This window comes from Mesorhizobium sp. M0011, from assembly GCF_040324155.1.
In the GTDB taxonomy this organism is placed as follows: domain Bacteria; phylum Pseudomonadota; class Alphaproteobacteria; order Rhizobiales; family Rhizobiaceae; genus Mesorhizobium.
Map to the genome: position 1 here is coordinate 105,844 of NZ_JAMYVQ010000009.1, position 26,224 is coordinate 132,067.

General features: G+C 62.2%; 24 protein-coding genes and 1 tRNA gene. 16 read left to right on the forward strand and 9 right to left on the reverse strand.

Annotated elements, in window-relative coordinates:
• The first annotated feature begins 60 nt into the window (after positions 1-60).
• Genes NKK51_RS13040 through NKK51_RS13050 form a run of 3 tightly spaced genes read left to right on the forward strand, consistent with a single transcriptional unit; the run spans position 61 to position 3,348 of the window.
• Positions 61-525 carry a MarR family winged helix-turn-helix transcriptional regulator gene (locus NKK51_RS13040; RefSeq protein WP_352553172.1) on the forward strand — a complete coding sequence of 155 codons (465 nt, stop codon included), beginning with the start codon at positions 61-63 and terminating at the stop codon, positions 523-525.
• Positions 518-1,810 (forward strand): HlyD family secretion protein, encoded by a 1,293-nt coding sequence (locus tag NKK51_RS13045; RefSeq protein ID WP_352553174.1) that lies wholly within the window; start codon positions 518-520, stop codon positions 1,808-1,810. The genes NKK51_RS13040 and NKK51_RS13045 overlap by 8 nt, the downstream gene beginning before the upstream one ends.
• The gene (locus tag NKK51_RS13050) at positions 1,807-3,348 is read left to right on the forward strand and encodes a DHA2 family efflux MFS transporter permease subunit (protein ID WP_352553176.1); all 1,542 of its coding nucleotides are present in this window, start codon (positions 1,807-1,809) and stop codon (positions 3,346-3,348) included. Before NKK51_RS13045 ends, NKK51_RS13050 begins: the two co-directional genes overlap by 4 nt.
• Positions 3,349-3,531: 183 nt before the next feature.
• Here NKK51_RS13050 and NKK51_RS13055 read toward each other — a convergent pair whose 3' ends face one another.
• From NKK51_RS13055 to rpmH, 4 genes are all read right to left on the reverse strand, one after another.
• Positions 3,532-4,092, reverse strand: coding sequence for a fasciclin domain-containing protein (locus tag NKK51_RS13055; protein WP_352553178.1), 561 nt, complete (start codon positions 4,090-4,092; stop codon positions 3,532-3,534).
• Between the two features lie 176 nt (positions 4,093-4,268).
• Complete coding sequence (gene yidC / locus NKK51_RS13060; RefSeq protein ID WP_023810790.1) at positions 4,269-6,080, reverse strand: membrane protein insertase YidC; 1,812 nt, start codon at positions 6,078-6,080, stop codon at positions 4,269-4,271.
• Between the two features lie 14 nt (positions 6,081-6,094).
• Complete coding sequence (rnpA, locus tag NKK51_RS13065) at positions 6,095-6,448, reverse strand: ribonuclease P protein component (protein ID WP_027040126.1); 354 nt, start codon at positions 6,446-6,448, stop codon at positions 6,095-6,097.
• Between the two features lie 16 nt (positions 6,449-6,464).
• Positions 6,465-6,599 (reverse strand): 50S ribosomal protein L34, encoded by a 135-nt coding sequence (gene rpmH, locus NKK51_RS13070; RefSeq protein WP_008833937.1) that lies wholly within the window; start codon positions 6,597-6,599, stop codon positions 6,465-6,467.
• 278 nt (positions 6,600-6,877) lie between these two features.
• Between rpmH and NKK51_RS13075 the strand changes: the two genes are divergently transcribed.
• Positions 6,878-8,380: a sensor histidine kinase gene (locus NKK51_RS13075; RefSeq protein WP_352553180.1), complete on the forward strand. Its 1,503-nt coding sequence runs from the start codon at positions 6,878-6,880 to the stop codon at positions 8,378-8,380.
• 278 nt (positions 8,381-8,658) lie between these two features.
• Positions 8,659-8,735 (forward strand) — tRNA-Arg (locus tag NKK51_RS13080).
• A 530-nt stretch (positions 8,736-9,265) separates the two neighbouring features.
• Here NKK51_RS13080 and NKK51_RS13085 read toward each other — a convergent pair.
• A complete protein-coding gene (locus NKK51_RS13085; protein ID WP_352553182.1) occupies positions 9,266-10,057 on the reverse strand; it encodes a hypothetical protein in 792 nt (263 codons plus the stop codon).
• 13 nt (positions 10,058-10,070) lie between these two features.
• Positions 10,071-11,708 carry a DUF262 domain-containing protein gene (locus tag NKK51_RS13090; RefSeq protein ID WP_352553184.1) on the reverse strand — a complete coding sequence of 546 codons (1,638 nt, stop codon included), beginning with the start codon at positions 11,706-11,708 and terminating at the stop codon, positions 10,071-10,073.
• A 432-nt stretch (positions 11,709-12,140) separates the two neighbouring features.
• Between NKK51_RS13090 and NKK51_RS13095 the strand changes: the two genes are divergently transcribed.
• On the forward strand, positions 12,141-12,905 hold the full coding sequence (locus NKK51_RS13095) for an SDR family NAD(P)-dependent oxidoreductase (RefSeq protein WP_352553186.1): 765 nt from the start codon (positions 12,141-12,143) through the stop codon (positions 12,903-12,905).
• A gap of 59 nt (positions 12,906-12,964) precedes the next feature.
• On the opposite strand, the gene NKK51_RS13100 is transcribed toward NKK51_RS13095, so the two are convergent.
• Complete coding sequence (locus NKK51_RS13100) at positions 12,965-13,666, reverse strand: GntR family transcriptional regulator (protein WP_352553188.1); 702 nt, start codon at positions 13,664-13,666, stop codon at positions 12,965-12,967.
• A gap of 239 nt (positions 13,667-13,905) precedes the next feature.
• On the opposite strand from NKK51_RS13100, the gene NKK51_RS13105 reads away from it, so the two are divergent.
• The 10 genes from NKK51_RS13105 to NKK51_RS13150 all read left to right on the forward strand — a co-directional run bounded on the left by NKK51_RS13105 (position 13,906) and on the right by NKK51_RS13150 (position 24,017).
• Complete coding sequence (locus tag NKK51_RS13105; protein WP_352553190.1) at positions 13,906-14,946, forward strand: ABC transporter substrate-binding protein; 1,041 nt, start codon at positions 13,906-13,908, stop codon at positions 14,944-14,946.
• A 79-nt stretch (positions 14,947-15,025) separates the two neighbouring features.
• Positions 15,026-16,108: an ABC transporter ATP-binding protein gene (locus NKK51_RS13110; protein ID WP_352553192.1), complete on the forward strand. Its 1,083-nt coding sequence runs from the start codon at positions 15,026-15,028 to the stop codon at positions 16,106-16,108.
• Entirely contained in the window at positions 16,108-17,034 is a 927-nt protein-coding gene (locus NKK51_RS13115; RefSeq protein WP_352553194.1) for an ABC transporter permease, read from the forward strand. The genes NKK51_RS13110 and NKK51_RS13115 overlap by 1 nt, the downstream gene beginning before the upstream one ends.
• Positions 17,031-17,831, forward strand: a complete 801-nt coding sequence (locus NKK51_RS13120; protein ID WP_023810805.1) for an ABC transporter permease — start codon at positions 17,031-17,033, stop codon at positions 17,829-17,831. The genes NKK51_RS13115 and NKK51_RS13120 overlap by 4 nt, the downstream gene beginning before the upstream one ends.
• A gap of 64 nt (positions 17,832-17,895) precedes the next feature.
• Positions 17,896-19,482, forward strand: a complete 1,587-nt coding sequence (gene ggt / locus NKK51_RS13125; protein ID WP_352553196.1) for a gamma-glutamyltransferase — start codon at positions 17,896-17,898, stop codon at positions 19,480-19,482.
• A gap of 90 nt (positions 19,483-19,572) precedes the next feature.
• Positions 19,573-21,099: an acyl--CoA ligase gene (locus NKK51_RS13130; protein ID WP_352553198.1), complete on the forward strand. Its 1,527-nt coding sequence runs from the start codon at positions 19,573-19,575 to the stop codon at positions 21,097-21,099.
• A 2-nt stretch (positions 21,100-21,101) separates the two neighbouring features.
• Positions 21,102-22,082 carry a 2-dehydropantoate 2-reductase gene (locus NKK51_RS13135; protein WP_352553200.1) on the forward strand — a complete coding sequence of 327 codons (981 nt, stop codon included), beginning with the start codon at positions 21,102-21,104 and terminating at the stop codon, positions 22,080-22,082.
• 95 nt (positions 22,083-22,177) lie between these two features.
• Positions 22,178-22,561: an SMU1112c/YaeR family gloxylase I-like metalloprotein gene (gene gloA2 / locus NKK51_RS13140; protein WP_352553201.1), complete on the forward strand. Its 384-nt coding sequence runs from the start codon at positions 22,178-22,180 to the stop codon at positions 22,559-22,561.
• Positions 22,562-22,665: 104 nt separating this feature from the next.
• Positions 22,666-22,899, forward strand: a complete 234-nt coding sequence (locus NKK51_RS13145; RefSeq protein WP_352553203.1) for a hypothetical protein — start codon at positions 22,666-22,668, stop codon at positions 22,897-22,899.
• Positions 22,900-23,030: 131 nt separating this feature from the next.
• The gene (locus NKK51_RS13150; RefSeq protein WP_352553205.1) at positions 23,031-24,017 is read left to right on the forward strand and encodes a methyltransferase; all 987 of its coding nucleotides are present in this window, start codon (positions 23,031-23,033) and stop codon (positions 24,015-24,017) included.
• 1 nt (position 24,018) lies between these two features.
• On the opposite strand, the gene NKK51_RS13155 is transcribed toward NKK51_RS13150, so the two are convergent.
• Together NKK51_RS13155 and NKK51_RS13160 are read right to left on the reverse strand one after the other, a co-directional pair.
• Complete coding sequence (locus tag NKK51_RS13155; RefSeq protein WP_352553207.1) at positions 24,019-25,077, reverse strand: aminopeptidase; 1,059 nt, start codon at positions 25,075-25,077, stop codon at positions 24,019-24,021.
• 174 nt (positions 25,078-25,251) lie between these two features.
• Positions 25,252-26,223: a branched-chain amino acid ABC transporter permease gene (locus NKK51_RS13160; RefSeq protein ID WP_352553209.1), complete on the reverse strand. Its 972-nt coding sequence runs from the start codon at positions 26,221-26,223 to the stop codon at positions 25,252-25,254.
• Between the last annotated feature and the right edge of the window lies 1 nt (position 26,224).

The following is a 26,224-nucleotide window of genomic DNA, read 5'->3' on the forward strand; positions in this document are numbered from 1 at the left end:
GTGCATGATGATAATAAGCATGCTCACTAAAAGTCGCGCCGAAAAACTCCAGTGCCTCCCATGCCATCGTCACCCAACATCAGCTTCGTGCTGCACGATGTCGCGCGCCTGCTTCGAAAGCGGTTCGAGCAGAGGTCGCGGGCATCGGGGCTGACCCGCGCCCAGTGGCAGGTGCTGGCCTATCTCTGCCTGCATGAAGGCATCCACCAGAGCAAACTGGCCGATCTTATCGAGATCACGCCGATCACGCTCGCCCGGCTGCTCGACAGGATGGAGGCACGCAGCTTCATCGAGCGCCGGCCCAATCCCGCAGACCGCCTGGCATGGCTGCTTTACCTGAAGCCGCAAGCCCATCCGCTTATCGAAATCATGCGCAGCAATGGGCAGAAGACGCGTGACGAGGCCTTCGTCGGCCTTTCCGCGGATGCGCAACTGCATCTGCTGCAAACCCTATCCCTCATCAAATCCAATCTGCTCGCGGCTTGCACCCAGCCTGCCGCCGACCGGGAGAAAACACATGGCTGAATCAACCTCACCAAAGAAGCCTGTCGAAGAAGACGGATCCGCCGCCGACCGGGCGCGCGACCAGGTCATCCGACTGGACAGCGAACGCGAGCAAAGGCGAGCCGGCACCGTCATCGACAATGACGAGCTCGAAGCACCGGTCGCCCTGGAGCCGGCGGCGCTCGAGGCTCCGTCCAAGGAGCCACGCCAGGCCGGGGTTGCGGTGGCGCCTCCGGCGCCGGTCAAGCCCAAGCGCGGCCGAGCACGGCCGATCCTGTTTGCCCTGCTTCCGGTCGCGCTGGTCGTCGGCGGCTATTACTACGTCATCGGCGGCCAGGTCATGACGACCGACAATGCCTACATCCAGGCGCAGTCGCTCGACGTTTCCACCGATGTCTCCGGCACTGTGTCCGAGATCGACGTGCACGAGAACGAGGCGGTGAAGAAGGACCAGGTGCTTTTCCGGCTGCGGCCGGCCTCTTTCGAAACCGCTCTTGCCGCCGCCCAGGCGCAGCTCGGCACGGTGCGCAACCAGGTGCTGACCCTGCAGGCGAGTTATCAGCAGTCGCAGGCGCTGATCGAGCAGGCGCAGGCCGACATCCCCTATTACGAGGCCGCTTTCCAGCGCCAGCAGGATCTGCTCAAGACCTCCACCTCCTCCAAGGCGACCTTCGACAGCGCCCAGCACGACCTCGTCGCCGCCCGCCAGAAAGTGTCCGTTGCCCAAGCTCAGGCACAGGCGACGCTTGCCCAGCTCGGCGGCGACGCCAGCCAGCCGGTGGAGAAGAACCCCTTCTATCTCCAGGCCCAGTCGGCGGTGGACGACGCACAGCGCAATCTTGCCGATTCCATCGTCAAGGCGCCGTTCGACGGCATCGTCACCAATGTCGACGCGCTTCAGGTCGGCAAATACCTGCCGGCTTCGCAGCCGGCGTTCAGCCTGATTTCGGCAACCGATTTGTGGATCGCGGCGGAGCCGAAGGAAACCGAACTGACCTATGTGCGGCCGGGACAGACGGCGACGATCAGCGTCGACAGCTATCCGGGAGCCGTATGGCACGGCACGGTCGCCTCGATCAGCCCGGCGTCGTCGTCGAGCTTCTCCTTGCTTCCGGCGCAGAACACCACCGGCAACTGGGTCAAGGTCGTGCAACGCATTCCGATGCGCGTGACGTTGGACGATCTCCAGGGCAAGCCGCCGTTGCGCGGCGGGATGAGCGTCGTGGTCGGCATCGATACCGGCCATGCGCGCGGCCTGCCGGACTTCGTGACGGACCTCCTCGGCCGGTTCGGACAAAAGTCATGACCGGCGCGTCCGCGATGGGTGGCGTGGTCGCCAATCGCGGCGCCATCACCGCCTGCGTGATCCTCGCCGTCATCATGCAGGCGCTGGACACGACCATCGCCAATGTGGCGCTGCCCTATATCCAGGGCAGCGTTTCGGCGAGCGCCGACCAGATAAACTGGGTGCTGACGTCCTACATCGTCGCGGCGGCCGTCATGACGCCGCCTTCGGGCTATCTTGCCAATCGTTTCGGCCGCAAGCGCATCCTTTTGATATCCATCACCGGCTTCGTCGTCGCATCGGTGCTGTGCGGGTTCGCGCAGTCGCTGCCGCAGATCGTCGGCTTCCGCCTGCTGCAAGGCCTGTTCGGCGCGGCCCTGGTGCCGCTGGCGCAGAGCATCCTGCTCGACATCTACAGCGTCGAGGAGCGCGGCTCGGCGATGGCGCTGTTCGGCGTTTCGGTAATGGTCGGGCCGGTGCTCGGGCCGGTCATCGGCGGCTGGCTGACCGAGAATGTCAGCTGGCGCTGGGTGTTCTACATCAACGTCCCGATCGGCGCCCTGGCTTTCGCCGGCGTGTCGATGTTCGTCCAGGAAACCAAGACCGACCTCAAGGCCAGGCTGGACTGGCTGGGCTTCGGCATGCTCAGCATAACCATCGCCGCGCTGCAGATGTTCCTTGATCGCGGCGAGCAGCTCAACTGGTTCTCGTCGTCCGAGATCATCGTCGAGGCGCTGATCTGCGCGTCGGCCTTCTACATCTTCCTCGTCCACACCTTCACCGCCAAAAACACCTTCGTGAACCCGCGGCTGTTCCTCGACAGGAATTTCGCAGTCGGCATGATCTTCATCTTCATCATCGGCATCACCTATCTGGCCTCGCTGGCCCTGATGACGCCTTATCTGCAGACGCTGATGGGCTATCCGGTGGTGACGGCCGGCATCGTCATGGGGCCGCGTGGGCTTGGGACCATGGCTTGCATGTTCCTGGTCGGCAGGCTGATCGGCAAGGTGGACACGCGCTGGCTGCTGCTGACCGGCCTGCTGGTCACCGCCTGGGCGATGTACGACATGACCGGCTGGACCCCTGATGTGTCGCAATGGACGATCATCAGCACCGGCTTCATCCAGGGCGCTGGCCTCGGCTTCCTGTTCGTGCCGCTGACCACCATCACCTTCGCCACGCTGGCGCCGGAGCGGCGCGCGGAAGGTACAGGCCTTTACAATCTGTCGCGAAACATCGGCTCCAGCGTCGGCATATCGGTGGTCACCGCGCTGTTAACGCAGAACGTGCAGATCAACCACGCCAACATCGCCACCTATGTGACGCCCTACAATCAGGCGTTCAGCAATCCGGCGATCTTCCAGGCGATGAACCCTTACAGCGCCGCCGGGCGTGCCGCGCTCGACGGCGTGGTGACGCTGCAGGCGACCATCATCAGCTACATGAACGACTTCAAGCTGATGATGATCCTGTCGCTTGCCGCCATTCCACTGGTTCTGTTGCTGCGCAAGCCGGCGACTCCGGCCAAGATCGACCACAGCGCCGTGATGGAGTGACGGTCGAAGCTCATCCGGCAGGACAAGCAACAGCCGAAAAGAAACCGGGGTCCTGTGAGGGACTACAGGACCCCGGCCGATGCCGATACGACTTCCCAAGAAACATGGCACCTCGTCATGAGGTGGGACGGCAGGCCGAGAAAGCCCCAACGGACCTGCCTTGATCCCCTTTGCCGAAAGCCGTTACTTCGGCAACAGCACCTTGTTGACGACATGGATGACGCCGTTCGACTGGTTGACGTCGGCGATCGTCACTCGCGCCTCGCCGCCTGACTCATCCATGATGTAGAGCTTGCCCTTCTTGACTTCGGCGGTCAGCGTGTCACCGGAGACGGTTTTCATCTCGTACTTGCCGCCCATCGCCCTGGCCTTCTTCATCATTTCGGCGCCCGAAATCTTGCCGGCCACGACATGCGCGGTCAGCACCTTGGTGAGCTTGCCCTTGTTCTCCGGCTTCAGCAGCGTGTCGACGGTGCCCTTGGGCAATTTCGCAAACGCTGCATTGGTCGGGGCAAAGACTGTGAACGGGCCAGCGCCCTGCAGCGTGTCGACCAGGCCGGCGGCCTTGACGGCGGCGACCAGCGTCGTGTGGTCCTTCGAATTGACGGCGTTCTCGACGATGTTCTTGGTGGTGTACATCGGCGCGCCGCCGACATTCGGGTTTTTGGCGTAGGCGGGCGCGGCAATCGCCACGCCGGCGATGAGCGCGGAAAAGGCGATGGTCCTGAATGACGGCAAGCGCATGTGGTCTTCCTCCGGGTGAGGGCTGATCGGAATTGATAGCCTTTGGAAACGCACAGGCAGTCACGCCCCCGGCGAGGCGCAAGTTTCGCCGATCACGGGAACGTGATCCCGGAGTTGCTTAAACGGAAAAAGCCCCGCGCGAGCGGGGCTTTGAGGCTGGAGAAAGCGCTGCGCTTCTATTCGGCCGGCGATGGTTTCTTTCGGAACAGCGCGACCAGATTGTCCCACAGCTCGATCTTGGCGCCCTGGCGCTTCATGATGATGCCCTGCTGGAGGATCGACAGCGTGTTGTTCCAGGCCCAGTAGATGACCAGGCCGGCCGGGAAACCCGCCATCATGAAGGTGAAGATGACAGGCATCCAGGTGAAGATCGCCGCCTGCGTCGGGTCCGGCGGCGTCGGGTTCATGCGCATCTGCAGGAACATGGTGACGCCCATGATCAGCGGCCAGACGCCGATCATCAGCATGTGCGGCAAGGTGACCGGGATCAGGCCGAACAGGTTGAACAGCGACGTCGGGTCGGGTGCGGCCAGATCCTGGATCCAGCCGAAGAACGGCGCGTGCCGCATCTCGATGGTGATGTAGAGCACCTTGTAGAGCGAGAAGAAGACCGGGATCTGCAGCGCCACCGGCCAGCAGCCGGCAAGCGGGTTGATCTTCTCGGTCTTGTACAGCTCCATCATCGCCTGCTGCTGCTTCATCTTGTCGTCCGCGTATTTCTCGCGGATCTCGAGCATTTTCGGCTGCACCTTCTTCATGTTCGCCATCGACGCGTAGGACTTGTTGGCGAGCGGATAGAAGATGGCCTTGACGATGACGGTGGTGGCGAGGATGGCCAGGCCGAAATTGCCGAAGAACTTGTAGAGCGTGTCGATCAGCCAGAACATCGGCTTGGTGATGAAGTGGAACCAGCCCCAGTCGATCAGGAGATCGAACCGCTTGATATGACGGTCCTCCGCATAGGCGTTGATCTTGCCGACTTCCTTGGCGCCGGCGAAGATTTCGCTCTCCACCGTCGCCGACTGGCCGGCATCGACGGTGATCGGGTCGGTGAGGAAATCGGACTGGTAGCGATGGCGGCCGTCCTCGAAATAGGCGTAGCGCGGCTGGAACGGCTGCTTCTCCGTCGGCACCAGGGTCACCGCCCAGTATTTGTCGGTGATGCCGAGCCATCCGTCGGTCGACTTGCCCGGCGTGAACTGCTTGTCCTTCTCGATGGACGCGTATTTGTGCTCCTGCAGGCCTTCGGTGCCGGTGAAGCCGATCAGGCCCTCATGCAGCACATAGGTGCTGGCAACGAGCGGCTTGTCGAAGCGGGTGACACGGCCGTAATTGGACAGCGAGACGGCGGCCGTGCCCGTATTCTGCACCGTGTCGGACACCGTGAACATGTAGTTGGTGTCGACGGAAAAGGTGCGCTTGAAGGTCAGGCCCTTGTCGTTCGAATAGGTCAGCGTGACCGGGGTCGTCGGCGTCAGCGTCGCATTGCCGTCGACGGCCCACACAGTCTCGGGACCAGGCACCGCGCCGGTCTTGTCGTTGCCGACGAAGCCGATCTCGGCATAGTAGCCATTGGGCAGTGCCGCCGGGTTGAGCAGGCTGATCTCGGGCGAGTTCTTGTCGACCGTCTCAGTGTAGTGCTTGAGCTTGAGGTCGTCGAGACGGGCGCCGGTCAGGTTGATTGAACCCTCGAGGCTCGGCGTGTCGATCCTGGCGCGGGTGGTCGTGGCGAGTGCCTGTTCGCGGCCGGCCGGCGTCACGGCGTCTGTTCCCGGTGCGTTGGGAATGGCGCCAGGGGCGACGGGCGTTCCGGTGTCGGTACCGGGATTTGTGCCGGCGGCCTTCTTCTGCTCCTCGACGCGCTGCTGTTCGACGCGGGCTGCCTCGCGCTGCGCTTCGCTGCGCGGCAACACGTAAAAATATTGCCATACCGCCAGGATCAGCACCGACAGCGCGATGGTGATGAAGAAGTTCCGGTTGTTTTCCATCGAAAGCCCTTGGCCTATCGTGTTCCGCGCAGTCGGCGGGAGAGTTCGGCCTTCAACTGGCCGAACGGAGTGGTAAGCACGTCTTCGCGCCCGACGATGACATAGTCATTGCCAGGCGCCATGTCACTTGCAGCATGCGTGCGGACGGCTTCTCGCAGCCGCCGCCGGACACGGTTGCGGACAACCGCATTGCCGACCTTCTTGGTGACGGTGTAGCCGACGCGCGGCGACAGGCCGTCGCCGCGGTCGAGGACTTCAACGAGAAAAAGCCGCCCGCGTCGTTTTTCACCACGACGGACAGCCAGAAATTCCGCGCGCTTCAGAAGCCGCTTGGGATTTGGTCCCACTGGCTTGCCGGTTGCGGGCAACGATCTCGTCTTCCGTTCAGGCGCTGAGCCGCTTGCGACCGCGGTTGCGGCGAGCTGCGACGACGCCGCGACCACCCTTGGTGGCCATGCGGGCACGGAAGCCGTGCCGACGTTTGCGGACGAGTTTAGACGGTTGGTAGGTACGCTTCATTTGTTTTAATACCGCGGGGTGCGGCCCTTCTTGATTCTGTCACTGTGTAACAGGAGCTTTGCCGGGCCGGCTTTGGCGCGATCGAAACCGCGCCGGGACGAATGGCCCGAGCGTGTGCGGGCTTATAGAAAGAAGGCTTTTGGAAGTCAATCCGGAGTCGTCGGGCGCAATCCGGCTCCGTTCAGGCCGGTTTATGTTTGCGACCAAGGATGAAATTGGCAAGAAAGCCGTAATCGCCTAATCTGCGTTGATCAAGTGATCGTGAAGACATTAGCCGCATGAGCGAAACCATACAGGCACAGGAAGGGATCGGCACGGCGGGGCCCACCGAGGCGCCAGCCACCGTGCGCACGGTTCCGCTGTCGCGCGGCCTGTCGACCAAGCTGCTGCTGCTGACCATCGTCTTCGTGCTGTTGGCCGAAGTGCTGATCTTCCTGCCCTGGATCGCCAGCTACCGGCTGAACTGGCTGAAGGAGCGGCTGAGCACGGCGGCGGCGGTGTCGATCGTGCTGGTGCAAGGTGAATCCACCTCGCTGTCGCGCACGGCCCAGAACGACGTGCTGATGGCGATCGGCGCCAAGGCGATCGCGGTGCGCGACGGCGGCGTCTCGCGGCTGCTGGTGGTGGCCGAAATGCCGCCGAAGGTCGACGAACACATCGATATCGCTTCGATCGGCATGATCAAGGGCATGACAGGCGCGCTCGAGACGCTGTTTTTCGGCGGCGACCGGATGCTGCGCGTCTTCGGCCCGGTCGGAGACTCGGACAAGGAGTTCGAACTGATCATGCCCGACAACAGCCTGCGCAATGCGATGCTGCGCTATTCGCGCAACGTCGCCTTCGTCTCGCTGCTGATCTCGCTGTTCACCGCCATGCTGGTCTACGCCGCCATCGACCTGATCATGATCGGGCCGATCCGGACCATGACGCGCTCGATGCTGTCCTTCTCCGAAGCGCCCGACGATCCCGGACGGATCATCCATCCGGCTGCCCGCGCCGACGAGATCGGCGTTGCCGAGCGCGAGCTGTCGCAGATGCAGGAGCGGCTGCAAAAAATGCTCTCCGAGCAGAAGCATCTTGCCGACCTCGGCCTCGCGGTCTCCAAGATCAACCATGACATGCGCAACATCCTGGCCTCGGCGCAGCTGATGTCGGACCGCCTGCGCCAGGTCAAGGATCCGACCGTGCAGGCCTTCGCGCCGAAACTGCTGCGCGCACTCGACCGCGCCGTGTCTTATTCCGAAGGCGTGCTTCACTACGGCCGCACGCAGGAGCCGCCGCCCGCGCGCCGCCGGCTCCGGCTGCGGCAGCTGGTCGAGGACGTGCAAGGCTTGCTCGACATCGAGCAAGGCATCGAGTTCGTCAATTCGGTCGAGCCGACCTTCGAGGTCGATGCCGATTCCGACCAGTTGTTCAGGGTGCTCACCAATCTGTGCCGGAATTCCGTGCAGGCGATGGCGGCCGACAGCGAAAACGCCCTGGTGCGCCGCCTGGCGGTGTCGGCCGTGCGCCTGGGCAGCGTCAGCCGCATTGCCGTCAGCGACACCGGCCCCGGCCTGCCGCCGAAGGCGCGGGAAAACCTGTTCGCGGCGTTCCGCGGCTCGGCCCGCAGCGGCGGCACCGGCCTTGGCCTGGCGATCGCGCATGAATTGATCCGCGCCCATGGCGGCACGGTGGAGCTGGTCGAGAGCATCGGCGGACGCACCACATTCGCGGTCACCATTCCCGACCAGCCGGTCCGGCTCGACCAGGCCCGCAACGGCCTGCGCCGCCCGGCATGATGTTTCGGGCGCGTTTTGCTCCGATGCCCGTGCCTCCGGGTCCGGCGCTCCTTTTCTCAGGGATCGGCGCTCTTCCCTTCAAGGATTGAGTTCGGGCTCAACTCCGGAGCCATTTCAAGCGCCGGGATCCGGGCCGTCATCGTCAACAAAGGCACTTGTGACAAAACTTTTGCCGGATCGACTTGCTTTTCGGAAATTCAGTCGCTAGGGAACACGTCTCGTCGCGACCGGTCGTTTACGATCGGATTGCGGGGGTCATGGAAAGCATGGCCTGTTGCGCGCCCGTAGCTCAGCTGGATAGAGCACCAGACTACGAATCTGGGGGTCAGGAGTTCGAATCTCTTCGGGCGCGCCAATTTATCGAACAAAATCAACGGCCTATGGCCCATGCGCTCACCGCATCACCGGTGTTGCGCTGTGTTTCAACACACTCTCGCTCCTTGCTTGTTCCAATAATCTGGACACGCAAGGGAGGCGTGAATGTCTGTCTATCGAAGATCATAAAAGACCACGAAGGTACGTCGCGAGAAACAATTGGTGCAGGGCGACGGCTCGATTTGAACGGTAAGCGCATTTTTCGCGAGTTTGACGAACGCGATGAAGCACACTCGCTTTTGACCAGTCTGCTGCCTGCGTAAGCACATGTGAGAGCGCGTGCAGATCGTGAGGGACGATGGCCGAACGACGCCAGACGCGCTCCGTTGGATCGGACATTGGATCGGACATTGGATAAGTTGGAGCTGAAGCAGTCAAGGCACTGAGGCTTCTGGTCGAAGAGTTTCTCAAGGCGTGCGTTAAGTGTCGTGACGGACGAAAAGCCCTTAAGACAGACAACCGTCACAACCTATGCCGAGAGGCTCAAACCGTTCCGCCAGCGCTTTGGATCTAAGGTGCAACTTCACGGGCGAGTCTGTCGATTGGCCAGATTTCAAAGGTGGCCCCGGTCAATGCCTTCATTTCTGCCGCGAGGATTGGGTGTGCAGTGCCTTCCCGGTTCCAGTCTATCTTCTTCTCTTGCGATACGAGGACAACCCTCCCGAATGTAGATCCGGCGTCGAGCGCATGCTGCAATCCGACTAAAAGATCAGCCCAGACAAAAAAGTCACCATCTCCGTCGTCCTTAAAACCGGGAGGCGTCTTGGTCTTCTTTCGAAGGAGAGCAGTGTGTGAAAACAGTTGCCGTGGCGCAAAGGGTACTGTCGCCTTCTGCTTTAGCATATCTAAGAAGGCGTCCATTCGTCGAACAGTTGCCTCGTCGTAGATGTACCCATAGCTCCCTTGGAAGTCGTCCAGTAGCGCGCTGAACCGATCCGCGAATGGGCCAAACGCACCGTCCACCTTCTCAACATCGGCTTTGAGTTGATCGTATCGCTTCTTGATGCCTACAGCGAGAGAGTCTACCGCCGTGAACTGGTTATTCCAAAACTCTTGGATGACCTGACCAGGCAGGATTACTGGCGCACCGTGTCCTGTTCTTAGATAGTCGACGATATCAGCGCCCTTCGCGTGACTACCCAGCCGCAGGAAGACGTTTGCATCAAACGCGATAGCCGTTTCGTTGAGCGGGATGGTCGATGGCTCTGGCCGCAACGCAAACGCCAACGCGTCAAGGGCTTCTAGAGCCACTTCACGATTCAGCAGCGCAAGAACTTTAGAATTGGCGGCGTCGGCGCTCACTCCATCTTCCCGGCTAGTACCAGATCTCACCGGCGGCGTCAGCCAACTCTGCGCCCACCTGATCCACGGCCGCCGCATCCCATTCACCTACCTGTTGTAGTCGGTCAACCCATTCATTCACAACGCCTGTAGAAAGCATGTACTGTTTGAAGGTAGCCCAGTTGGTCACGTCCTTGGGGCGGCGATCCAACGTGGACAAGAACGAGTTTCCGATGGTGGAAGCCCAGAAGGACCCTTCATCCTCATCCATGCCGTCAAAATCAGACTGCCTAGTCCAAATGAAATGAAGGACACCTTCATTCCCGGGAACAATAGTATCCTGAACAATTGATCGCCTTAAGAACTGAAGTACTTGCTTGTTGAAAGATCTCTTTCTAAGTTGATCTACAAATTGATCTTTGGTTGGATTGAGATCTCTCAGATCATGTATAATTGATTGCCAGTTGTTCGAATCGCGGATATTTCGTGCCGCCTCGCCAAGGCGACGCTCCACGTTCCCCGTACCTAAGTTACCTACAATTATTCGGCGAACTACAAGCTTGAGTATGTAGCGCATGCCCTCGATTGAATCGGGTACATTGGACATAGCGAGAAGTATCGGGCGAACAGCAATGACACCTAGGCTATTCAAGGCGGAATACACACTCAGAGCCTGAGGCTCGCTGGGCCCAGCTAATGTCGGATCGATCATTTGCTGGTATCGAGGTAACGCACCTTCAAGCATTGTCATCAGGTCGTCGGGGACCGGAGGAGTGCGGCCCGGCAAGCGCAAGCGTCCGGCGAGGAAACCAAACAGGTCCTTCGGCAATACATGACCGCTTCGAACCGTTACAACATGCCTGATAAACTGTACAAAATTGTTCGCGCCTTCGTTGGGGAACTGTCTCGATAGAGATCGCCACTGCGTGTAGCGATCAGACCGACCAGCTGGGATTGTCTGACTTAGGACATAGTTCTTGAGCAAATCCGCGGTGGTGAGATCTTTGCCACGCGTATTAATGACCTCGAACACCTGATAGGCAGAAGCGGCGTCCGGGTGGACGAACACCGCGAAATACAGCCGATTTGTTATGAAATCGGTCCACTTGCCTAACCGCTTGAACGGATCACTTTTCAAATCATCGGAGAGTTTTCGGGCCAAGAAATTGTAGGAGGTGACCATGCGACTTGAGACGGAGTCGGGATCCCCCAGCGTCGCGACCGGTGCATTTCCATTCGTCAGAAGCGCTTGGAAAGTGGCGTCGTCAGCCGCATCAGATAGTTCGACGCGAGGAGCGGTGTCGTCGGACTCATAGTCAATGGATCGAAGAAAATCCGCTTGAATCCTGTCGGCCAGCGCCTGTCGTCCGCGCTTCATTGCTTCGTGGAAGATGGCAGTTGCCAACAAACTCAAAGTTATCAGCCGCTGCTGCCCATCAACAACATGTTTTCGTCCATCGTCCGCCCCGCTCGGATTTGTGAGAATGACCAAGCCCAGAAAGTACGTTTCCGCTTCAAGGCTCATTTGCAGATCTGCCCAGAATTCTGAAACTTCCTCGAGGGCCCACGAATATTCGCGCTGAAATTCCGGCACCTCAAAGGTCGTACTGGAAAATAGCGCGCCAGCGGTACTAGCAGAGGCATTTAACGGTGTTTGCAAGGCGGCGCTCACTTTTCGCGATGGGCGTTCACGCCGATCTAGCGAAAGTTGCCATATACAGGACCGGCTTGCAAACAGCATGCCTGTTTCAGGCTACCGTCTCGTTCGACACGTCAGGGCATCGTCGATGCCAAACACAAATACGTTCGCTCGCAAGCGCTTTCGCGCACATAATTTTGTACGTGTTTGAACACAGATGGCTATTCTGGGTGATTTTTGTACAGCCATTGATGCCAGAGCAAAGCAGCGAGCATTCTATTAAAATTCTGTTTTAATTCATCAATTTGAATTTTTGGATAAACAGGCGCCTTTGCTGGAAACCGACTGCGAATCTGATGGGAGAAATTCGAATCTCTTCGGCGCCAAACCAATGATCTATGGTTCTTTGATTGCGGCCGCCACTGTCCGACTGTGCGCGACAGGCGGAAACCAGCGGAGCCTGATTTGACCATACCTATTACCAGCATCAAACGCGCTTTGATCACCGGGGCCGGTGCGGCCGACGGGATCGGCTTTGCCATTGCCCGGCAGCTCGGCCGTGCCGGCCATGCGGTCTTCCTCACGGGAGCCAGTACGCGCGTGCTCGATCGCGCCGCCGAGCTTTGCCGCGAAGGCATCGATGCCAAAGCCGTGGTCGCCGATCTCACCATCGCTGCCGATGTCGCGCGGCTGCGGGCCGATGTCGGGGCGGTCGGTATCCTGGTCAACAATGCCGGCATGGGCTCGCTGGCATCGCCCTCGGTCGACAAGGCGTTTCTCGCCATGACCGAGGCCGACTGGGACCAGGGGATCGACGTCAGCCTGAAGACCGCATTCCTCGTCACGAAGGCCTTTCTGCCGGCGATGGTCGAAGCGGGCTACGGGCGCATCGTCAATGTGGCGTCCGTCACCGGACCGCTGGTATCCTTCGAAGGCACATCAGCCTATTCCGCCGCCAAGGCCGGCATGGTCGGCCTGACGCGCACGCTGGCGCTGGAAGTGGCGAAAAGCGGCGTAACAGTCAATGCCGTGGCGCCCGGCTGGATCGAAACGGGTTCGTCGAGCGAGATGGAGCGGCAAGCCGCCCTGCACACGCCGCCGGCGCGGGCCGGGCGGCCGGATGAGGTGGCCGCAGCGGTGGTGTTCCTGGCCTCGGAAGGTGCCAGCTATGTCAATGGCGCCCTGCTGGTGGTCGACGGCGGCAACCGCCTTCAGGAGCGCAAGGGCTGAAGGCCCCGGCGGCGCTTGTCACCAAGTCGGTCGGCGGACCTCCAGGGCACCACCCCCGCTCAAGACGCCTTGGCCAGGAAATTCCGATAGTCGGACTTGGCCTGCAGCAGGCGCAGCACATTGTCGCGCGAGCCCCGCACATGGGCGCGTGCCAGCGTGCCGGCTCTGGCAGCATCGCCGGCGCAGATGGCGTCGACGATTTCGGCGTGCTCGTCGCGGGCGATCTTCCATTCGTCCAGCCAGAGCAGCTCGGTCCAGACATAGTGCTGGCATTTGTCGAGGATGCCGCACAGCATGCCGTGCAGCATCAAATTGCCGCTGATTTCGGCGATGACGCGGTGCAGGTCAATGCCGACCTCAAGCTCCTGGAATTTTTCCCTGTTGGTGCGCTCCGGAATGGCGGCCAGCCGCTCGCATTCGGCCAGCATGGCGCGCAGCCGTGCCTTGTCCTGGTCCGTCGCCGCCGCTGCCGCCAGTTCCGTCGCGTGGCCGTCGAGCAGCTCGCGGATCTCGAAGGCCTCGCGGAACATGTTGATGTCGAACTCGGTGACGACATAGCCCTGGCGCGGCCGGCCGGTGACCAGCCCGTCGCGCTCGAGACGGTTGAAGGCCTCGCGCACCGGGGTGCGGCTGACAGTCAGCTTCGCCGCGATGTCGTTTTCGGTGACGCGCGAGCCCGGCGGAATCTGGCCGGTCACGATCATCGCCTTGAGCGCGGAGTAGACCGAGTCACGCAACGTATTTTTGGTTTTCTTGGCCAAGCTTCCCTTCCCACTTCTCCGGCCTTTCAGCCGGAACACGCATAGCTGTAGCCGCAGTCGGCATAATTTGCCACGCCCCCGGCGACGCCGTTCCTCGCCACCTTGTCCGGCTCGAAACCCGTGAATTCGATCGAGCCGGCGGTGTTGACAACATCGATCGCTAGGCTACACTCAAAATTGTATACAAAATAGCATGCCAAATCAAAAACAATGGGAACACCGGTTGGAGAGCCGAAAAAATGAACAGGACCAGAAGCGTTAGTATCGTTGCGATGGCGGGCCTCATGGCTTCGCTCGCGGCCCCCGCCATGGCGGGCGACACCATCACCGTCGCCTCATGGGGCGGCACCTACCAGGAGGCGCAGACCAAGGCGTTTTTCAAGCCTACCGCCGACGCGCTCGGCATCACCATCAAGGAAGACACCACCAACGGCCTCGACGACGTCCGGCTGCAGGTGACCGGCAATGCGGTGAAGTGGGACATCACCGAACTTGGCGCCGACGAATGTGCGCGCGGCTCGAAGGAAGGGCTGTTCGAGAAGCTCGACTACGGCATCATCGACAAGAGCGGCATCAACCCGAAGCTGGTCCACGACGACTGGGTCGGCATTTCCTACACATCCGTCGTGCTGATCTACCGGACCGACGTGTTCGGCGACAAAGGCCCGAAGACCTGGGCCGACTTCTGGAACGCGGAAAAGTTTCCGGGACGGCGCGCGCTGAGCGGCAGCCAGGCGACCGAAACGCTGAGCGTCGCGGCACTGGCCGAAGGCATTCCGATCGACAAGGTCTATCCGGTCAATATCGACGGCGCGTTGAAATCCGTCGACAAGATCCGTGGCCATATCGACGCCTGGTGGACCTCCGGCGCGCAGGCCATGCAGCTGGTGAAGGACGGTGAAGTCGACATGGCGAGCATCTGGAACGGCCGTGCCGGCACCTTGAAGAAGGAAGGCGCGCCGGTCAGCTTCTCCTTCGACCAGGGCGTGCTGACCGCCGACTGCATGGTCATCCCCAAGGGCTCCAAGAACAAGGAAGCCGCGATGAAGGCGCTGGCGATGTTCGTCAGCCCGCAATTGCAGGCCAATCTGCCGCTCTATGTCGATAATGGCCCGGTCAACGAGAAGGCTTTCGAGACCGGCAAGATCCCACAGGACAGGATCGAGGACATCAATTCGGCGCCCGAAAACGTCAAGAAGCAAGTGTTGCAGGATGCCGAGTTCTGGCGCGACAATCTGGTCGAGGCGACGGAAAAGTTCAACAATCTGATCCAGCAATAGGCTGCGGCCGCAACCCAAACCACGGCAGGGCGACGCCTCGCCCTGCTTTCGCCGCCTCAGCCCCTGGGAGAGAAAAATCTTGTCCATTGCGCCATCCGCGTTGCCGATCGGCATGCGCGGGATCGAGAAACGATTTGGCAGCGTGCCTGTGCTGCGCGACCTCAACCTCGACGTTGAGGCTGGTGAATTCCTGACGCTGCTGGGGCCTTCCGGTTCCGGCAAGACGACGCTGTTGATGATCCTGGCCGGCTTTGTGCGGGCCAATGCCGGCTCGATCAGGGTCGGCGGCGACGAGATCATCACCACGCCGCCGCACAAGCGCAACATCGGCATGGTGTTTCAGAACTACGCGCTGTTTCCGCATATGAACGTCTTTCACAACATCGCCTTTCCGCTGAAGCAGCGCGGCGTTGCCGCCGCCGAGACGGCCGAGCGTGTCGAAAAGGCGCTCGATCTGGTGAAATTGCAGGGGCTGGGCGAGCGCCGGGTCGACCAGCTCTCCGGCGGCCAGCGCCAGCGCGTGGCGCTGGCGCGCGCCATCGTCTTCGAACCGCGCATCGTGCTGATGGATGAGCCCCTGTCGGCATTGGACAAGGGCCTGCGCGAGCATATGCAGATCGAACTGCGCGCCCTGCATCGCCGGCTTGGCATGACCACGGTCTATGTCACGCATGACCAGCGCGAAGCCATCACCATGTCGGACCGCATCGCGGTGATGAATGGCGGGCGCATCGAACAGCTCGACAAGCCCGAAACCCTCTACGCCACGCCGCGGACGCAATTTGTAGCCGGCTTCATCGGCGAATCGAATTTCATTCCGGTCGAGTGCCGCAACGGCTCCGTCTGGTATGAGGACCGGAGAATCCACACCGCGGCACCCGTGCCGGCGGCAGGCCAGCACCTGATGGTGGTGCGGCCGGAAAAGCTGCGGCTCTTGCCAAACGCCAAACCGACAAGCGGCATCAACGTGCTCGAGGCGAAAGTCAGCGACATCATCTATCAGGGCGACAGCTTCGTCTGCTATGCCGTGCTGCGCGACGGCCGGCAGCTGACTTTGCGCGACTATTGCCGCAGCGATGTGCTGGCGAAAATGCCCGCACCCGGCCATCCAGTCTCATTCGGTCTCGATGCGCAGGACACGATCCTGGTGGCGGCAGACTGATGAGCGCGCAGACCGCCCTCATGGAAGAGATTGGCAGCGCCGCAGGCCGGGAGCTCAACAAGCAGGCACTTCGCGCCGACGCCCGGCGTGAATCACTACGGCTGCTGGCGCTGCTGTCGCCAAGCCTGTTGCTGGTCTTCGCCATCATCATCGTGCCCATCGGCTGGCTGTTCTGGCTGTCGCTGTTCGACGAGGCCGGCGCGCTGAGTGCCGCCAATTATGCGCGCTTCTTCGAGCAGGCCTCCTACATCAAGACCTTCGTCACCACCTTCAAGGTCGCCTTCATCGTCACCGGCGCCTGTGTTCTGCTTGGCTATCCCCTGGCTTACATGCTGTCGCAGCTGCCGCGCCGGGCGGCGTCGATCTGCCTGATCTTCGTCATCCTGCCGTTCTGGACATCGGTTCTGGTGCGCACCTATGCCTGGCTGGTGATCCTGCAGCGCAAGGGCCTGATCAACAGCTGGCTGATCGACCTCGGCGTGATCAGCCAGCCGCTGTCGCTCGCCAACAATTTTTCGGGCGTCGTCATCGGCATGACGCATATCCTGCTGCCGTTCCTGGTGCTGCCGCTTTACGCCTCGATGAAGACAATCGACACCGACTGCCTGCGCGCCGGCATGAATCTCGGTGCCGGCCCGGCCGCTACCTTCCGGCAGATCTTCTTTCCGCTTTCGCTGCCCGGCCTCGCCTCGGGCGTGGTCATCGTCTTCGTGCTGTGCCTGGGCTTCTTCGTCACGCCTGCGCTGATGGGCGGCGGCAAGGTCATCATGTGGGCGATGCGCATGGAACAGACCACCAGCCTCTATTCCAACTGGGGTGCGGGTGCAGCACTGGGCGTGGTGCTGCTGGTGGTCACGCTGGCGCTTCTCGGCCTGTTCCAATGGCTGCTCGGCGCGCGCGCCACAGGTGTCTGGAGTTCACGATGAGCGAGGATGTCGGCCTGCCGATCTCGCATCGGCAACGTCTGTGGCTCTATTGCCTCGGCGGCCTCGTGCTGCTGTTCCTGATCGCGCCGTCGATCATTATCGTCATCATGTCGTTTTCGGATTCGACGCTGCTGCAATTCCCGCCGCAGCAATGGTCGCTGCGCTGGTACCAGACCTATTTCGGCTCACTGGAATGGCGCGACGCCACGATCGTCTCGGTCAAGGTGGCTGTTATGACCGTGCTGGTGGCGACACCGCTCGGCACCGCGGCTGCCTATGCCATCAACCGGGGCACGCTGCGCTTCAACGGCACCATCAACGCGTTGCTGACGGCGTCGCTGATCGTCCCGGTGATCCTGATCGGCATCGGCACCTTCTTCCTCTATGCGCGCATCGGGCTCAACAACACGCTGACCGGCCTGGTCATCGCACATACGGTGCAGGCGCTGCCGCTGGTGGTGCTGACCGTGCTGTCGGGGTTGCGCTCCTACGACATGAATCAGGAGCGGGTGGCGCGCAGCTTAGGTGCCGGCCGTGTCGCCGCCTTCTGGCAGGTGACGATGCCGCAGATCCGCTTCTCGATCGTCTCGGGCGCGCTGTTTGCCTTCATCACCTCCTTCGACGAAGTGGTGGTTTCGCTGTTCATATCGGGCGGCGAGACCACGACATTGACACGCCGCATGTTCAACGCGCTGCGCGACCAGATCGACCCGACGATCGCCGCCATCTCGACCTGCCTGATCGTGCTCTCGGTCGTGCTGTTGTCGGTTGCGCAGATCTTCGGCCGGCGGCATTGATTTCACCAGACGAATTCGCAGAAGTGACCAATTTGCAGACGTGACCAGGGGATATCCAGACAGAATGCGTGATTTCCAGTTTCCAGGCCGCTCGCCGGTTCGTGCCACCGAGGCGGTTGCCGCGACCTCGCATCCGCTTGCAACCCTTGCCGCCATCGACATGCTGCGCTCCGGCGGCAATGCCATGGATGCCGCCGTCTGCGCCGCCGCCGTGCAGGGCGTGGTCGAGCCGCAATCGACCGGCATCGGCGGCGACTGCTTCGTGCTCTATAGCCCTGCGGGACAAGGCAATGTGCTGGCCTTCAACGGCTCGGGGCGGGCGCCGGCCAATGCGACGGTCGACTGGTATCTCGAAAAAGGCTTCGACCGAATCCCGCTGCAGGGACCGCATGCGGTCACCGTGCCGGGCGCCGTCGACGCCTGGAGCCGCCTGCTCGAGGACCATGGCCGCAAGGGCCTTGCCGAGGCGCTGGCGCCGGCCATCCATTATGCCGAAAACGGCTATGTCGTGCATGATCGCGTCGCCTTCGACTGGGCCGAGCCGGAGACCGATCTGTCGGCCGACGAGCACGCCGCACGCATCTTCCTGCCCGGCGGCAAGGCGCCGAAGGCCGGCGACGTCCACCGGCAGCCGGAACTGGCGGAGACCTTGCGCATCATCGCCAAACACGGCCGGTCCGGTTTCTACGAAGGCGCTGTCGCCGACGATATGGTTAGCCGGCTCAACGAATTGGGCGGACTTCATACGGCCGAGGATTTTGCCGCGACCAGAGGCGACTATGTGGCGCCGGTCAGCACCTCCTATGGCGGCCATGACATCCACCAGATGCCGCCGAACAATCAGGGGCTGACGGCGCTTTTGATGCTCAATTTGCTGTCGGGCTTCGAGCTTGGCGGACTTGACCCCAATGGCGCCGAGCGCCTGCATCTGGAGATCGAGGCCGGGCGCCTGGCCTATCGCGACCGCGACCGTTATGTCGGCGACCAGGACCATGTCCCGGTGCCCGTGAAGCAGCTCCTGTCCAGCGGCTATGCCGATCGGCTGCGCGCCGAGATCGATCGCGAGCGCGCCATGACGCATCTGCCGCGCGTGGAGTTGCCCGGCAGCGACACGGTCTACATCTCCATCGTCGACCGCGACCGCAACGCGGTTTCCTTCATCAACTCGACCTATTATTCGTTCGGCAGCGGCGTGGTCGGCCCGAAGACCGGTATCGTGCTGCAGAACCGCGGTTCCAGCTTCCGCCTTGAGCCTGCGCATCCGAACGCGATCGCGCCGGGCAAGCGGCCGATGCACACGATCATGCCGGGCATGGCGACGAAGAACGGCCGCGTTGTGATGCCGTTCGGCGTCATGGGCGGCGGCTACCAGCCCTTCGGACATGTCCATCTGCTGACCAACATGATCGACTTCGGCATGGACCCGCAGCAGGCGCTGGATGCGCCGAGGGTGTTTTACAATGACGACACCGTGGAGACCGAGCGTGGCGTTCCCGCCGAGGCAATCGAGGGCCTGCGGCGGCGCGGCCACCGCATCGCCGAACCGCATCACCCGCTGGGCGGCGGACAGGTGGTGCTGATCGACTGGGAGAAGGGGACGCTGACCGGCGCCTCCGATCCGCGCAAGGATGGTTTGGCGCTTGGCTACTGACGCAATCCGTTGTCCAATGGCGTATCCGTATCGAGGTAAGCCCGTCAGCCGGGCTCCCGCCAATAGTCGTTCGAAATCCAGCCGGTGATCATGACCCAAGCCGAAACCCACGCAGATCTCTCCCGCCGTTTTGCCACCGGCGTCGACGATGCGCCCGCTATCCTGGCACCCGACAGGGCAACGCTCAGCCATGGCGGATTGCGCAGCCTGATGGCCGACACGGCAAAACAGCTGCATGCGCGCGGCATCGGCCGGGGCGACAGGGTGGCGATCGTGCTGCCGAACGGGCCCGAGATGGCCACCGCCTTCGTCGCCGTGGCGGCCGCCGCCTCGACGGCTCCGCTCAACCCCGCCTACCGGGCCGACGAGCTCGATTTCTACCTGACCGACATCGGCGCCAAGGCGATCCTTGTCGCGGAGGGCGAGACCGGACCGGCGGTGACGGTGGCCGAACGCCTCGGCATCGGCGTGCTGCGGCTTGTCGTGCAGCCCGCCACACCCGCCGGCAGTTTTGCGATCGAGGGCGCGGCGATCGGACCCCCGGCATCACCCGACATGGCGCAAGACGGCGACATCGCGCTTTTGCTGCACACCTCCGGCACGACGTCGCGGCCAAAACTGGTGCCGCTCAGCCATGCCAACATCGCAGCCTCGGCTGCCCATATCGGCGGCACGCTTGGCCTGACGGCCGATGACCGCTGCCTCAACATCATGCCGCTGTTCCACATTCACGGCCTGATCGCGGCGGTGCTGTCGTCGCTGGCATCGGGCGGCAGCATCTACTGCACGCCCGGCTTCAACGCGCTGCGCTTCTTCCAGTGGCTGAGCGACGCGCGGCCGACCTGGTACACGGCGGTGCCGACCATGCATCAGGCGATCCTGCCCCGCGCGGCACGCAACACCGAGGCGCTGGCGGCTGCGCGGCTGCGCTTCATCCGCTCGTCCTCGGCATCGCTGCCGGCGCAGGTGATGACTGAGCTGGAAGCGACCTTCGGCTGCCCGGTGATCGAATCCTACGGGATGACCGAGGCGGCGCACCAGATGGCGTCGAACCGGCTGCCGCCGGGCCAGCGCAAGCCGGGCAGCGTCGGGGCCTCCGCCGGTCCGGAAGTGGCTGTCATGGCGCCCGACGGGCGGCTGCTTAATGCCGGCGAGACCGGCGAGATCGTCATTCGCGGGCCCAATGTGACTGTTGGCTACGAGAAGAACCCGGATGCCAACGCCACCGCCTTCGCGCATGACTGGTTCCACACCGGCGACCAGGGCGTGCTCGACGAAGACGGCTATCTCAGGGTTACCGGACGGCTCAAGGAGATCATCAACCGCGGCGGCGAAAAGATCTCGCCGCTCGAGGTCGACGATGTGCTGATGGACCATCCGGCGGTGGCGCAGGTCGTCACCTTCGCCATGCCGCATGACAAGCTTGGCGAGGAGGTGGCCGCGGCGGTTGTGCTGCGCGAAGGCATCAGTGCCACCGAGGGCGACATTCGCACCTATGCCGCGACGCGGCTTGCCGACTTCAAGGTGCCGCGCAAGATCCTGATCCTGGACGAGATCCCCAAGGGCGCGACCGGCAAATTGCAGCGCATCGGCCTTGCCGCCAAACTCGGGCTTTGACGATGAAGATCACCATCTTCGGCGCCGGTGCGATCGGCGGCTATCTCGCGGCCAAGCTTGCCATGACTGGGCGGACCGATCTTTCGATCGTCGCGCGCGGGGCGCATCTGGAAGCGATCAAGGCAAATGGCCTGCGCCTGATCGAGGACGGCCAGGAGACGTCCGTCCCCGTCCGGGCCGCCGCGAAAGCCGAGGAACTTGGCGTCCAGGATTATGTGGTTCTGGCGCTAAAAGCCCATTCCCTCACCTCGGCCCTTGACCAGATCGCCCCGCTACTCGGGCAAGACACCGCCGTCGTCACCATGCAGAACGGCGTGCCCTGGTGGTATTTCCACGGCGTCGGCGGTCCGCTCGAAGGCACCAGGCTGAACGCGGTCGATCCGGGCGGCGCGATCTGGCAGCGGATCGGACCGCAGCGCATCATCGGCTCGGTTGTCTATCCCGCGGTCGAGGTCGATGCGCCGGGCCTCATCCGCCATGTCGAGGGCAAGCGTTTCTCGCTCGGCGAGCCCTCGGGCGAGCGCAGCGAACGGGTCACGCTTCTGGCCGAGGAGATGGTCAAGGCCGGGCTGCAGGTGCCGGTGCGCGACGACATACGCAGCGAGATCTGGGTGAAGCTGTGGGGCAATCTCTCCTTCAATCCGATCTCGGCGCTGACCGGCAGCACGCTGGCGGCGATCGTCGCCGACGAAGGCACCCGCACGCTCGCCCGCACCATGATGCTGGAGGCGCAGGCGATCGGCGAAAGCCTCGGCGTGCGTTTTCCCATAGCGGTCGACCGGCGCATCAAGGGCGCCGGCGATGTCGGCGAACACAAGACCTCGATGCTGCAGGACCTGGAGCGCGGCCGGCCGATGGAAATCGACGCGCTGGTGAGCGCGGTGCAGGAACTTGGCCGGCTAACGGACAAGCCGACCCCGACCATCGATGCCGTGCTGGCGCTGGTGCGGCGGCTGGCGGTGGAACGCGGGTGTTATGGGTGAGGTGGAAGGACAGGGCAAATCGGAGCCATGGCGCGCGACGATCCAGGCCTTGAAGCACCTTGGCCTCACATCCCAGCTTGACTGGAGTTAGCAGCATGCTGAACGCCATTCACCACGTCGCGCTCATCTGCACCGACTATGACCGGTCGCGACGGTTCTACGTCGAACTCCTCGGCCTCGATCTGATCCGGGAGGTTTATCGGGAGGAGCGGCAGTCATGGAAGGCGGATCTGCGGATCGGGTCGGCCCAACTGGAATTGTTCTCCTTCCCTGCACCGGCGATGCGGCCGCCCCACCCAGAGGCTACAGGCCTGAGACATCTGGCATTTGCTGTGGCTAATCTTGAGCCCGTAATTATCCGCCTGGAAGCTGCAGGCGTTGCCGTCGAGCCAATCCGGATCGACCCATACACAGACCAACGGTTTACCTTTTTCAGGGACCCGGATGGATTGCCGCTGGAACTCTACGAAGCTCCATAAGGAACGGTTCGCTTTCGCGACGGGCGCTGTGTACTGACGGTCTCGGTATCGGCGGACCGCGAATCTGTGCTAAGCGCCGCCCAACCAACCAAAGGACCACACCAATGAGCGAACTGACCGTGGCCGAGGCGACCGAGAGCATCTATGCCTCGCTCCGGGCGGACAATGCCTACATCGACACACATATCGCGGCGCTTAAGGCGGCGCTGACGCGAGAGGGGATAAAACAGGCGGTGTTCGATCCGACCAAGCTGGCGCAGAACAACCGCTCGGGCCGCAAGTTGATGCAGGCTTATTTTCGGCAGCGCGGCGTGAGCGTGCGGTTCTCGGACCAGTAGAACCGCGCGCTCTCCCAACCGCGCCACTGGGAGTTCTCGGCCGGTCCGTCGCCATCCGGACGTCGGGACTGTAAGTTCTAATCCATGGGAGTTGTTTCAAGGCCGATCCTGGATCGCGGAGAGGATGTGACATGGTGGATTTTGATCGGATCGACAAGTTGATCGCAGCGGTGCCCCCCGCCTTGGCGCTTCGCGCCGGATTGGACCTTGGCATCTTCACCCGGCTCAGTGAAAGCGCGGTGACTGCCGACAGCCTCGCGGCCACCCTCAAAGTCGAACCCGATCGTCTGTCACGGCTCCTCTACGCGCTCGCCAGCATCGGCCTCCTTGAAGTCAAGGATGGTCAATTTCGCAACGGAGCCGAAGCGTCGGAGTTCCTCGACGCGTCCAAGCCGACCTATCGCGGCGGCGATCATGCGCTGCTGCGCGAGCTCTGGGGAGCCGACCTTTTGACCGCAGAGTCGCTGCGACAGAACCGGCCGGCCGCGCTGCACGACTTTTCCGAGGCGGGACCTGAGTCCGCGGCGGCCTTCAGCCGCATGCTCGCACCGGGTGGGGTGATTTTCGGCCGACATCTGGCCCAGGAGATGGACCTCTCGGCGGTCGGTTCGGTGATCGACATCGGCGGGGGTGCCGGGACCATACTGGTCGGGCTTCGCGAGCGGTGGCCGCACATTGCGGCGACGCTGATGGAACTGCCGACGGTCGCAGCGGTCGCGCCAGCTATCCTGTCGGAATACGGTGCCTACGACGTGGTTGTCGAAGAGGGAGATATAACCGCCGCGCCATCGGTCCGTCGGCACGATCTGGCGATCCTGAAGGCCGTCGTCCAGGTGCTTCCGCCGGACAAGGCGCGCAGTTCGATCCTGAACGCGGCGCGTTGCCTTACACGTGGCGGCGAGATCGCAATTGCCGGGTGGGGTGTCGTCGATGACGACCGCCTCGGCCCGCCTGAGGGTGTCTTTCTCAATCTCACCTTCCTGAACCTCTATCGCAACGGCCAATCGTACACTGAAGGTCAGTATCGCGCGTGGATGACCGAGGCTGGATTCCGCGATATCTCCAGGTCGCGCCTGACGGACGGCTGCACGTTGTTCCGTGGACGCCTCACGAGCTGACTCAATAACAGCGATCTGCCGCCGCAAGTGCTTCGACGCGGTGAGCTTGGTCCAGTGCGCCAATCCGCCGGACCGATGCATAGAACCTGACATAGTCGCCCGAGCACAAGTCGAACAGGCGCAGAAACGCGGTCACCCGATCGCTATAAACGGACGTCGCGGCGAGCTTTGCATTGTTGATCGGGGACGCGAACCAGGCATCGTATCCTCGGTATCGGCCCCAGCGCGTGTCGCGCATGTGTCGGTAGCGCATCCGCAGCCGTTCAATCGCGGCCGTCTTCGCGGCCAGTTTTTGCTCCGAGGTGCCGGAGTTGGAATAGACTTGCGCCAACTCGTCCCGGGTCCGCGACACCAGCGAAAGAAATTCAGCCTTGCGTCCCCGGGCGGCTTCGTAACGGCGCAATGCGGCGGTATCGCCAGTCGCGCGCAGCCATTTTTTCACGCCGGTTGTTTCGACGGCGACAGCGAACGCCTCGTTGAAAGCGGAATCGTCGTGCACATAGACGCGCTGGTGGGCCAGTTCATGGAAAATCAGCCCTGCAAGATAGGTTTTATCCTCGCCGAACATCGTGCTTAGCAGCGGGTCACTCGACCAGCCAAGCGTGGAATATGCAGTGATGCCCGTCACATAGACGTCCATGCCCTGTTCTTGAAGTTCGACGGCGGTTTCAGTCGCGGACTTCCTGGAGAAATATCCCCGGTAGGGAACGCAGCCGAAAACAGGAAAACACCATGTTCGCGGCGTCAGCGAAAATGCCGGCGCGGCGAAGACAGCCCATGTCACCGAGTCCCGACCAATGTCGACATAGCTGCGGTAGCTGTTGTTGTCGGGCAACGCCAGTTCATCTGTCGCAAACTGTCGTATGGCGCTCGCCGATGCCATTCGGGCGCGCAACGCCTTCGGCGTCGAAGGATCCTCGATCAGTTTTCCGACATCCTGGCGTGCGGTCATGATCTGCAGATGACCCTTCATGGATTGCGCGTAGTAGGAAATGCTGGTGCAGCCGGTCACGCCGGACACCACGGTCATAACCGCAACCAATCGAAAGAATGCGCGCATCACGATTTGTCCACAGCAGTGCTCACCCGTTCCGATGGGGTCGCGATTGCCCCAGGTCGCAAGCAGTCGCCTCGATTGATCGAGGTCTATAGTTTTCTGAAGAATCCGGACAGGTGCTCATTGTGGTGACGCATGTCACCACGCGCAAACCGCGTCCCACCAACCTGCAGCTGATCAGTCCTTTCCCGCCCGCCCGAAAATCCGCGCGTAAAATTCGCCGACGATGCCGCGCCGGAAGATCAGCACGCACACCATGAAGATCAGGCCGGTGGCGATGGTCACCGGAAAGCCGGAAGTGGCAAGCGTGTTTTCCAGGCCGATGACAAGGCTGGCGCCGATGATCGGCCCGACCATCGTACCGATGCCGCCGAGAAGCGTCATCAGGATCACCTCGCCCGACATCTGCCAGGTGACGTCGGTGAGCGTGGCGAACTGGAAGACGATCGCCTTGAGCGAGCCGGCCAGCCCGGCCAGCGCCGCCGACATGACGAAGGCGCCCAGCTTGTAGTTGGCGACGGAATAGCCCAGCGAAATGGCGCGGTTCTCGTTCTCGCGGATCGAGCGCAGGATCATGCCGAACGGCGAATTGACGATGCGCCAGATGGCGAAGACGCCGATCAGGAACACCGCCAGCACGAAATAATACATGTTCAGCGAGACGTTCAGGTCGAGGACGCCTAGCAGCATGCCGCGCGGTATGCCCTGAATGCCGTCCTCGCCTTGCGTGAACGGCGCCTGCACGCAGAAGAAGAAGAACATCTGCGACAGCGCCAGCGTGATCATGGCGAAATAGATGCCTTGCCGGCGAATGGCGAAGAAGCCCATGACGAGGCCGAGCAGGGCCGCACCCGCCATGCCGAGCAGAATGCCGGCTTCCGGCGGCCAGCCCCAGACCTTGACGGCATGCGCGGTGAAATAGGCGGCGCCGCCAAAGAAGGTTGCGTGGCCGAATGACAGCAGCCCGGTGTAACCAAGCAGAAGATTGAACGCGCAGGCAAACAGCGCGAAGCACAGCATCTTCATCAGGAAGATCGGATAGACCAGGAAGGGTGCGACCAGCAGCGCCAGGATGCCGAGCCCGACCAGCGTCCATTCAAGCCGTGCCGAGGTTTTGGCCGATGTCTCGCGAAGCGTCAGTTCCGACATG

What these genes read in the sequence shown, in the direction of transcription:
- NKK51_RS13150 (WP_352553205.1), top strand. Translation starts at nt 23,031, where the DNA reads ATGGTGGATTTTGATCGGATCGACAAGTTGATCGCAGCGGTGCCCCCC.
- NKK51_RS13115 (WP_352553194.1), top strand. Translation starts at nt 16,108, where the DNA reads ATGAGCGCGCAGACCGCCCTCATGGAAGAGATTGGCAGCGCCGCAGGC.
- yidC (WP_023810790.1), bottom strand. Translation starts at nt 6,080, where the DNA reads ATGGAAAACAACCGGAACTTCTTCATCACCATCGCGCTGTCGGTGCTG.
- NKK51_RS13120 (WP_023810805.1), top strand. Translation starts at nt 17,031, where the DNA reads ATGAGCGAGGATGTCGGCCTGCCGATCTCGCATCGGCAACGTCTGTGG.
- NKK51_RS13135 (WP_352553200.1), top strand. Translation starts at nt 21,102, where the DNA reads ATGAAGATCACCATCTTCGGCGCCGGTGCGATCGGCGGCTATCTCGCG.
- NKK51_RS13075 (WP_352553180.1), top strand. Translation starts at nt 6,878, where the DNA reads ATGAGCGAAACCATACAGGCACAGGAAGGGATCGGCACGGCGGGGCCC.
- NKK51_RS13050 (WP_352553176.1), top strand. Translation starts at nt 1,807, where the DNA reads ATGACCGGCGCGTCCGCGATGGGTGGCGTGGTCGCCAATCGCGGCGCC.
- rpmH (WP_008833937.1), bottom strand. Translation starts at nt 6,599, where the DNA reads ATGAAGCGTACCTACCAACCGTCTAAACTCGTCCGCAAACGTCGGCAC.
- NKK51_RS13040 (WP_352553172.1), top strand. Translation starts at nt 61, where the DNA reads ATGCCATCGTCACCCAACATCAGCTTCGTGCTGCACGATGTCGCGCGC.
- NKK51_RS13160 (WP_352553209.1), bottom strand. Translation starts at nt 26,223, where the DNA reads ATGTCGGAACTGACGCTTCGCGAGACATCGGCCAAAACCTCGGCACGG.
- NKK51_RS13055 (WP_352553178.1), bottom strand. Translation starts at nt 4,092, where the DNA reads ATGCGCTTGCCGTCATTCAGGACCATCGCCTTTTCCGCGCTCATCGCC.
- NKK51_RS13145 (WP_352553203.1), top strand. Translation starts at nt 22,666, where the DNA reads ATGAGCGAACTGACCGTGGCCGAGGCGACCGAGAGCATCTATGCCTCG.
- NKK51_RS13105 (WP_352553190.1), top strand. Translation starts at nt 13,906, where the DNA reads ATGAACAGGACCAGAAGCGTTAGTATCGTTGCGATGGCGGGCCTCATG.
- NKK51_RS13130 (WP_352553198.1), top strand. Translation starts at nt 19,573, where the DNA reads ATGACCCAAGCCGAAACCCACGCAGATCTCTCCCGCCGTTTTGCCACC.
- ggt (WP_352553196.1), top strand. Translation starts at nt 17,896, where the DNA reads ATGCGTGATTTCCAGTTTCCAGGCCGCTCGCCGGTTCGTGCCACCGAG.
- gloA2 (WP_352553201.1), top strand. Translation starts at nt 22,178, where the DNA reads ATGCTGAACGCCATTCACCACGTCGCGCTCATCTGCACCGACTATGAC.
- NKK51_RS13155 (WP_352553207.1), bottom strand. Translation starts at nt 25,077, where the DNA reads ATGCGCGCATTCTTTCGATTGGTTGCGGTTATGACCGTGGTGTCCGGC.
- NKK51_RS13045 (WP_352553174.1), top strand. Translation starts at nt 518, where the DNA reads ATGGCTGAATCAACCTCACCAAAGAAGCCTGTCGAAGAAGACGGATCC.